Origin of the sequence: Nocardia sp. NPDC058497 (genome assembly GCF_042720195.1) — a bacterium.
In the GTDB taxonomy this organism is placed as follows: Bacteria; Actinomycetota; Actinomycetes; order Mycobacteriales; family Mycobacteriaceae; genus Nocardia.
The window spans coordinates 1-7390 of record NZ_JBHXMY010000033.1; the positions used below are offsets into that span (position 1 = coordinate 1).

Here is a 7390-nt window from a genome sequence, read left to right on the forward strand (position 1 = left end):
GGATGTGGGGCTTGCGGGGCCACTCCAAATGGGCCACCACCAAGCACAAGAAGGCGGGAATCGACGCCAAGCGCGGCAAACTCTTCGCCAAGCTGATCAAGAACATCGAGGTGGCGGCCCGCACTGGTGGTAGTGACCCTGCGGGCAATCCGACGCTGTACGACGCCATCCAGAAGGCGAAGAAGTCGTCGGTCCCCAACGACAACATCGAGCGCGCCCGCAAGCGCGGCGGCGGCGAGGAAGCCGGCGGCGCCGACTGGCAGACGATCATGTACGAGGGCTACGGCCCCAACGGTGTCGCCGTGCTGATCGAGTGCCTCACCGACAACCGCAACCGCGCCGCCGGCGAGGTCCGCGTGGCGATGACCCGCAACGGCGGCAACATGGCCGACCCGGGTTCGGTGGCGTACCTGTTCGGCCGCAAGGGCGTGGTGACCCTCGACAAGAACGGCCTGACCGAGGACGACATCCTCGAGCACGTCCTCGACGCGGGCGCCGAAGAGGTCAACGACCTGGGTGAGTCCTTCGAGATCATCAGCGAGCCCGGCGATCTGATCGCCGTGCGCAGCGCGCTGCAGGCCGCGGGCATCGACTACGACTCCGCCGAGTCCGGCTTCCAGGCATCGGTGTCGGTCGCGGTCGACGCCGAGGGCGCCCGCAAGGTGCTCAAGCTGGTCGACGCGCTCGAGGACAGCGACGACGTGCAGAACGTCTACACCAACGTCGACATCTCCGACGAGGTCGCCGCCGAGCTCGACGACGAGTAGATCAGGCGCTACCGAGCAACCGCCCCGGCCGCCACATCGGCTGGGGCGGTTCGCGTTTCGGCTAGGGCACGCGCTGCTGGTAGTACCCCGCCATGGCCGGGTAGTAGTCGGCGAAGTCCGGTCGCTCGGTGTGGGTGCAGGCGGCGACGAACATGTCCGCGTAGTACTCCCAGCCCGGACCGATCTGCGGGATCTCGGCCAGCTGGTATTCCGAGGTGAGGTGGTGGACCAGGCGCACCTCGGTGGCCGCCCCGGTGTCGAGCAACGTCACCTCCAGCCGCCACACCCCGATCTGGTCGGTGGCGGAGAGGCCGAGGTGGATCGGCGGCGTGCAGTCGTCGATGTTCATCCCCGTCCACGGCTCGCCCTCCTCGAACCGCATCTGCACGCTGATGGTGTTGCCGGTGCCCGCGTCGCCCTCCCAGGTGCCGTACCAGGCCACGGTCAGATGCGGATCGGTCAACCGCGCCCAGACCTCCTCGATCGGCAGTCCCAGGGACCGGGTGATCACCAGATCCTGGCCGTCGGATGCCGGCAGGACCTCGCCGGTGGGTGTGGGCATGCGCGGTTCTCCTCGACTCGGGTGCAGCGACGGTCTCGACGGTACGCCGCGATATCCGGTGGTGTCGTGCACGACCCGGCCAGCACAATGGAGCGATGACACGAATCGAGGCGGTGCGCGGGGACATCACCGAACAGCAGGTCGACGCGGTGGTCAATGCCGCCAACTCCTCGCTACTGGGCGGTGGCGGCGTCGACGGCGCGATCCACCGCAAGGGTGGGCCCGAGATCCTGTCCGCGTGCCGTGACCTGCGCGCCTCGCACTACGGGAAGGACCTGGCGACCGGTCAGGCGGTGGCGACGACCGCGGGACGGCTGCCCGCGCGCTGGGTGATCCACACCGTCGGCCCGGTGTGGTCCGCGACCGAGGACCGCTCGGACCTGCTCGCCTCCTGCTACCGCGAATCCCTGCGCGTGGCAGACGAACTGGGCGCCCGCACGGTGGCCTTCCCCGCGATCTCCACCGGCATCTTCGGCTGGCCGATGGACGACGGCGCCCGCATCGCCGTCGACACCGTGCGATCCGCCGAGACCGCGGTAGAGCAGGTGCGATTCGTCCTGTTCGACGACCGTGCGCTCGCTGTCTTCCTCGCGGCACTGACCTAGCCTGCGCTGCCGGATCCTGCGTGGCGGCAAGGTTCTCGACGAGGACACCGCGACCGGCGGCTGTCGTGTCGGGGCTCGTGTCGCTGGTCGGTGGCCGCGGCGGGATGCTCTAGACTTTCGAACAACTGTTCGTGTCTTCGAAGGGGCTGCCGGTGCGGGTGATGGGCGTCGATCCCGGGCTCACCCGGTGCGGGCTCAGCATGGTGGACAGTGGACCGGGGCGTAAGGTCGTCGCTCTCGACGTCGGGGTGGTGCGGACACCGCCGGAGGCGGAGCTGGCGTTGCGGCTGATGGCCGTCGCCGATGCTGCCGAGGAATGGATGGATACCCACCGTCCCGAAGCTGTCGCGATCGAACGAGTCTTCGCCCAGCACAACGTGCGAACCGCCATGGGGACCGCGCAGGCGGGTGGCGTGATCGCCCTGGCCGCGGCGCGGCGCGGGATCAAGGTCGCTTTCCACACGCCCAGCGAGGTGAAGGCCGCCGTCACCGGCAACGGCACCGCCGACAAGGCGCAGGTCACCGCCATGGTGACCCGGATCCTCGGGTTGCAGGTCGCTCCGAAACCGGCCGACGCCGCCGACGCGCTGGCGCTGGCGATCTGTCATTGTTGGCGGGCGCCGCTGATGGACCGGATGGCGGCCGCGCAGGCACAGGCGGACGAGGTCCGCCGCCGCTACGAACAACGGCTGGCCGAACAACGGAAGGTGGTGCGCGGGTGATCGCGTCGGTACGCGGCGAGGTACTCGAGATCGCGCTCGACCATGTGGTGATCGAAGCCGCGGGAGTCGGGTACCGGCTCAATGTCACGCCGGCGACGCTGGCCGGGCTCGGCCGCGGCGAGGAAGCCCGGCTGTACACGGCGATGATCGTGCGCGAGGACTCGATGACGCTGTTCGGCTTCGCCGACACCGAGGCCCGCGACCTGTTCGGCCTGCTGCAGACCGTCACCGGCGTCGGCCCGCGCCTGGCGATGGCCGTGCTGGCCGTGCTCGAGCCGGAAGCACTGCGAAAAGCACTGGCCGAGAGCAATGTCGCCGCGCTGACCAGGGTCCCCGGCATCGGCAAGCGCGGCGCCGAACGCATGGTCGTCGAACTGCGCGACAAGGTGAACCTGGTGCCGGTGCCCGCGGGTCCGCCCGGTGCGCAGGTCCCGGTCACGCCGGTGCGCGAGCAGGTCGCCGAAGCGCTCATCGGTCTCGGTTTCCCCGCGAAACAGGCCGAACAGGCCGTCGACACCGTGCTGGCCGACCAGCCTGCCGCCACCACCTCCGTTGCCCTGCGCGCCGCCCTCGGCCTGCTCGGTAAGAACAGGTAGGTCATGGACGACTTCGACACCGACGACTTCGAGACCGACGAATCCGCGCTCACCGCCCGGTATCTGCACTCCGACGGCGAAGCCGAGACCGGCCTGCGCCCCACCTCGCTCGACGACTTCATCGGCCAGTCCCGGGTCCGCGAACAGCTCACCCTGGTGCTGCGCGGCGCCAAACAACGCGGCGCCACCCCCGACCACGTGCTGCTGTCGGGCCCGCCCGGCCTCGGCAAGACCAGCATGGCGATGATCATCGCCGCCGAACTCGGCACCGCCCTGCGCATCACCTCCGGACCCGCCCTGGAACGCGCGGGTGACCTCGCCGCGATGCTGTCGAACCTGGTCGAAGGCGATGTGCTGTTCATCGACGAGATCCATCGGATGGCCCGCCCCGCCGAGGAAATGCTGTACCTGGCGATGGAGGACTTCCGCGTCGACGTGGTGGTCGGCAAGGGCCCGGGCGCCACCTCGATCCCGCTCGACATCGCCCCCTTCACCCTGGTCGGCGCGACCACCAGGTCGGGCGCGCTCACCGGCCCGCTGCGCGACCGCTTCGGCTTCACCGGCCATATGGACTTCTACGAACCCGGCGAACTGCTGCGGATCCTGCTGCGCTCGGCCCGCATCCTGGGCGTGCGGATCGACCACGACGCCGCCGCCGAGGTGGCCGGTCGCTCGCGCGGCACGCCGCGCATCGCCAACCGCCTGCTGCGCCGCGTGCGCGACTTCGCCGAGGTCAGGGCCGACGGCGTGATCACCCACCCGATCGCGATGGCGGCGCTCGAGGTCTACGACGTCGACGCGCTCGGCCTCGACCGGCTCGACCGTGCCGTCCTCGGCGCGCTGGTGCGCGGGTTCGGCGGGGGACCGGTGGGTGTGTCCACGCTCGCGGTAGCCGTCGGCGAGGAAGCGGCCACCGTGGAAGAGGTGTGCGAGCCGTTCCTGGTGCGCGCCGGACTGGTCGCCCGCACGCCCCGCGGCCGGGTCGCGACCGCCGCCGCGTGGGAGCACCTCGGGCTGGTGCCGCCGCCGGATCTGGTCATCGGCGCCATCGAAGTGCGTGGCCGCGAACCACACCCGAGCATGGATCTGCTCGACTGAGCCGGTCCACACCGGGCGGGCGCGGTGCCGGATCGTCGTCTACTGTCGGCCCTGTGGCAGTCCATGCGGTGGTGCAGCGCCTCCCCGAGCCGTTGCGTTCCCAGCTCCTGAAGCATCGGGAGCTCCTGAAGTTCGCGGTGGTCGGCGGAATCACCTGGTTCATCGACACCGGCGTCGTGTACGCGGTGAAGCTGACCGTGCTCGGCGAGAAGCCGCTGACCGCGCGGTTGCTCGGTGCGCTGATCGCGACCATCGCCTCCTACATCCTCAACCGCGAATGGTCCTTCCGCACCCGCGGCGGCAGGCAGCGCAGTCACGAGGCCGCGCTGTTCTTCACGATCAGCGCCCTGGGCATCGGCGTCACCATGATTCCGCAGGCGATCTCGCTGTACGTGCTGAATCTGCGTGTGCCACATGTGGATCCGGTGGTGCAGGCGGTCGCCAACTTCGTGTCCGGGCAGATCCTGGGCGTACTGCTGGCGATGGCGTTCCGCTTCTGGGCGTTCCGCCGCTACGTCTTCCCGGATGACCTGCGCGAAGCCGAACTGCACAGCATCCAGGGCTGAATCCTCGGCGGCTGGTGCCGCGGGCCGGGCACTCCTTCGTCGCACCCTCTGGTCAGTCCAGATCGAGGCGGCCGAGAACCGCCTAGTGCCTGCGCTCGGCGTGCTCGAGCGCGGTGATCACCAGATCGATGAACGCGTCCACTTCCTCGCGGGAGTAGCCGCGGGTGCCCAGCCGGGTGTCGGTGAACCGGACGCCGCGCACGTCTTCCGAGGTCAGGCTGCCCGGACCGTTGTGGGCCAGCGTCGCAGCGACCAGATCGAGGAACGCGTCGACCTCTTCCTCGTGGTAGCCGCGCCTGCCGACCGCCGACTGGCTGAAGCGCATGCGGTGCACGTCGTCGGGGGTGAGCATCTCGGCGACATCGTCACCGAGCCGGGCCGCCGGTACCGGGGCGCCGCCCTTCTGGCGGTATTCGAGTTCGGTCCTGACCCGGTCGAGGAAGTCGTCGACCTGATCGGCCTGATAGCCGCGGCCGCCGAAACGCGGTGCGCCGAAATGCACGTGGCGGATGTCGTCGGCGGTGAGGACGCCCTGCCCGTCGAGGGTGGCCGAGACCAATTCCAGGAACGCGTCGACCTCGTCCGCGTGGTAGCCGCGATGGCCCAGAGTCGGCATGGCGAAGTGGGTGCGGCTCACGTCGTCGGGCGTCACAGCCGTCATTGTGTCAGGATCGCCCTTCTATCCCACGGGTTTTCGTCATCGCGCGGCAACTCGGACGCCGTCGATGAACAGCCGCCGTACGGCGTGACTGTACACCGCCGTCAGCGCCGGATCCGGCGTTCGCATGCCGTGCACGATGCCCGCCCCACCACCATCCCCGGCGCGGCTTTCGACCTCGCCGAGAGCACTGTCGCCGCCGACGGAATAATGTGTCATGCTGTAACAGACACCTGATGTATGTGGAGGTTCGGCGTGGCACCTCAGTGGGACGCGGTCGTGGTCGGGGCGGGATTCGGCGGCATGGGCGCCGGTATCGAGCTCGACCGGCTCGGACTGCATGATTTCGTGATCCTCGAGCGCGAGGACGACCTGGGCGGTACCTGGCATGTGAACCGGTATCCCGGCCTCGCCGTCGACATCGCCTCGGTCACCTACTCCTATTCCTTCGAGCCGAATCCGCACTGGACCCGGCTGTTCGCCCCCGGCGCCGAGCTCAAGAAATACGCCGAGCACGTCGCCGACAAGTACGACCTGCGCAGGCGGATGCGGTTCGGCACCACCGTCGACGGCGCGCGCTGGGACGAGGACAACCAGCAGTGGGTGGTCTCGATCGCCGGCGGGGAGACCGTCACGGCGCGCTACCTGCTCGCGGCGACGGGCTTCCTGTCCCAGCCCTACACCCCGCCGTTCCCCGGCATCGAGTCCTTCGCGGGCAAGATCATCCACACCACCGACTGGGACGCCGGCTACGACCTGACCGGTCGCAAGGCCGCCATCATCGGCACCGGCGCCACCGCGGTCCAGCTCGTGCCCGAGGTGGCCAAGAAGGTCGGCGCGCTGACCGTCTTCCAGCGCACCCCCATCTGGGTGGTGCCCAAGGTCGACGCCCCGATCCCCGGCGTCGTCCAGGAGCTGTTCGCCAAGGTGCCGCTCACCCAGAAGGCGGCCCGGCTGGTCAACACGGGCATGCTCGAGGCGCTGATGGTCGTCGGCGTGCTGCACTACGCGCAGGCCAAACCGCTGAACAAGGCCGCCGCCGCGCTGGCCAAGGCGCACCTGTTCGCGCAGGTGCGCGACAAGGACACCAGGGCCAAGCTCACCCCGCACTACGACTTCGGCTGCAAGCGCCCGACCTTCTCCAACCAGTACTTCAAGACGTTCAACGCACCGCACGTGCGGCTGGAGACGAACTCGATCGACCACGTCGAACCCGACGGCATCGTCACCGCCGACGGGCACAAGACCGAGATCGACACCCTGCTGCTTGCCACCGGCTTCAACCTGTGGGACGTGAACTTCCCGGCCATCGAGATCGTCGGCCGCGACGGGGTGAATCTCGGAAAGTTCTGGCGCGACAACCGTTTCCAGGCCTACGAGGGCATCACCGTGCCCAAGTTCCCCAACTTCCTGAGCCTCAACAGCCCCTACTCCTACAGCGGGCTGTCGTACTTCACCACCATCGAGGCGCAGATGAAGCACATGGGCAGGCTGTTCACCGAGCTGTTCCGGCGCGGGGAAAAGACCTTCGAGGTCACCGAGCGGGCCAACGCCGAGTTCCTCGACCGGGTCACCGGCAAGCTGGGCAGCTCGGTCTTCTACGGCGGCGACTGCGCCACCGCGCGCAGCTACTACTTCAACCAGCACGGTGAAGCGGCGCTGCTGCGCCCGACCAGCACCGCCAACGCGCACCGCGAGGCGGTCACCTTCCCCCTCGACGACTACACCTACGGCCGCGCCTGACCGGCCGCAGCGCACTGCCCGGCCCCCGGGGGGGGCGCGGGGCGCGCGCGCCGGGCGCGGAGCGCGCGCGGGG

Annotated in this window: 10 protein-coding genes; 7 read left to right on the plus strand and 3 right to left on the minus strand. The window is 69.3% G+C overall.

The window, feature by feature from the left end:
- Positions 1 to 11: 11 nt before the first annotated feature.
- Positions 12 to 767, plus strand: coding sequence for a YebC/PmpR family DNA-binding transcriptional regulator (locus ACFWPJ_RS04260; RefSeq protein ID WP_378847029.1), 756 nt, complete (start codon positions 12 to 14; stop codon positions 765 to 767).
- A gap of 61 nt (positions 768 to 828) precedes the next feature.
- Here the strand turns inward: ACFWPJ_RS04260 and ACFWPJ_RS04265 are convergent, their stop codons facing one another.
- Positions 829 to 1329: an SRPBCC domain-containing protein gene (locus ACFWPJ_RS04265; protein WP_378846977.1), complete on the minus strand. Its 501-nt coding sequence runs from the start codon at positions 1327 to 1329 to the stop codon at positions 829 to 831.
- A 95-nt stretch (positions 1330 to 1424) separates the two neighbouring features.
- Here ACFWPJ_RS04265 and ACFWPJ_RS04270 point away from each other — a divergent pair, with 95 nt between their 5' ends.
- The 5 genes from ACFWPJ_RS04270 (at position 1425) to ACFWPJ_RS04290 (ending at position 4916) form a co-directional block, all read left to right on the plus strand.
- The gene (locus ACFWPJ_RS04270) at positions 1425 to 1934 is read left to right on the plus strand and encodes an O-acetyl-ADP-ribose deacetylase (protein WP_378846980.1); all 510 of its coding nucleotides are present in this window, start codon (positions 1425 to 1427) and stop codon (positions 1932 to 1934) included.
- 152 nt (positions 1935 to 2086) lie between these two features.
- Complete coding sequence (gene ruvC, locus ACFWPJ_RS04275) at positions 2087 to 2656, plus strand: crossover junction endodeoxyribonuclease RuvC (protein WP_189024891.1); 570 nt, start codon at positions 2087 to 2089, stop codon at positions 2654 to 2656.
- Positions 2653 to 3252, plus strand: a complete 600-nt coding sequence (ruvA, locus tag ACFWPJ_RS04280; protein ID WP_378846982.1) for a Holliday junction branch migration protein RuvA — start codon at positions 2653 to 2655, stop codon at positions 3250 to 3252. Before ruvC ends, ruvA begins: the two co-directional genes overlap by 4 nt.
- Before the next feature lie 3 nt (positions 3253 to 3255).
- Positions 3256 to 4350 carry a Holliday junction branch migration DNA helicase RuvB gene (ruvB, locus tag ACFWPJ_RS04285; protein WP_378846985.1) on the plus strand — a complete coding sequence of 365 codons (1095 nt, stop codon included), beginning with the start codon at positions 3256 to 3258 and terminating at the stop codon, positions 4348 to 4350.
- 53 nt (positions 4351 to 4403) lie between these two features.
- Positions 4404 to 4916, plus strand: coding sequence for a GtrA family protein (locus ACFWPJ_RS04290; RefSeq protein ID WP_229739522.1), 513 nt, complete (start codon positions 4404 to 4406; stop codon positions 4914 to 4916).
- 82 nt (positions 4917 to 4998) lie between these two features.
- Here ACFWPJ_RS04290 and ACFWPJ_RS04295 read toward each other — a convergent pair whose 3' ends face one another.
- Positions 4999 to 5577: a DivIVA domain-containing protein gene (locus ACFWPJ_RS04295; RefSeq protein ID WP_378846989.1), complete on the minus strand. Its 579-nt coding sequence runs from the start codon at positions 5575 to 5577 to the stop codon at positions 4999 to 5001.
- Positions 5578 to 5613: 36 nt separating this feature from the next.
- Positions 5614 to 5793 (minus strand): hypothetical protein, encoded by a 180-nt coding sequence (locus tag ACFWPJ_RS04300; RefSeq protein ID WP_378846992.1) that lies wholly within the window; start codon positions 5791 to 5793, stop codon positions 5614 to 5616.
- 36 nt (positions 5794 to 5829) lie between these two features.
- Between ACFWPJ_RS04300 and ACFWPJ_RS04305 the strand changes: the two genes are divergently transcribed.
- Positions 5830 to 7317 carry a flavin-containing monooxygenase gene (locus tag ACFWPJ_RS04305; RefSeq protein ID WP_378846994.1) on the plus strand — a complete coding sequence of 496 codons (1488 nt, stop codon included), beginning with the start codon at positions 5830 to 5832 and terminating at the stop codon, positions 7315 to 7317.
- Positions 7318 to 7390 lie beyond the last annotated feature (73 nt).

Excerpts from the sequence above, each read along its gene's own strand:
- ACFWPJ_RS04265 (WP_378846977.1), bottom strand. The coding sequence starts at position 1,329 with ATGCCCACACCCACCGGCGAGGTCCTGCCGGCATCCGACGGCCAGGAT.
- ACFWPJ_RS04270 (WP_378846980.1), top strand. The coding sequence starts at position 1,425 with ATGACACGAATCGAGGCGGTGCGCGGGGACATCACCGAACAGCAGGTC.
- ruvB (WP_378846985.1), top strand. The coding sequence starts at position 3,256 with ATGGACGACTTCGACACCGACGACTTCGAGACCGACGAATCCGCGCTC.
- ACFWPJ_RS04295 (WP_378846989.1), bottom strand. The coding sequence starts at position 5,577 with ATGACGGCTGTGACGCCCGACGACGTGAGCCGCACCCACTTCGCCATG.
- ACFWPJ_RS04300 (WP_378846992.1), bottom strand. The coding sequence starts at position 5,793 with ATGACACATTATTCCGTCGGCGGCGACAGTGCTCTCGGCGAGGTCGAA.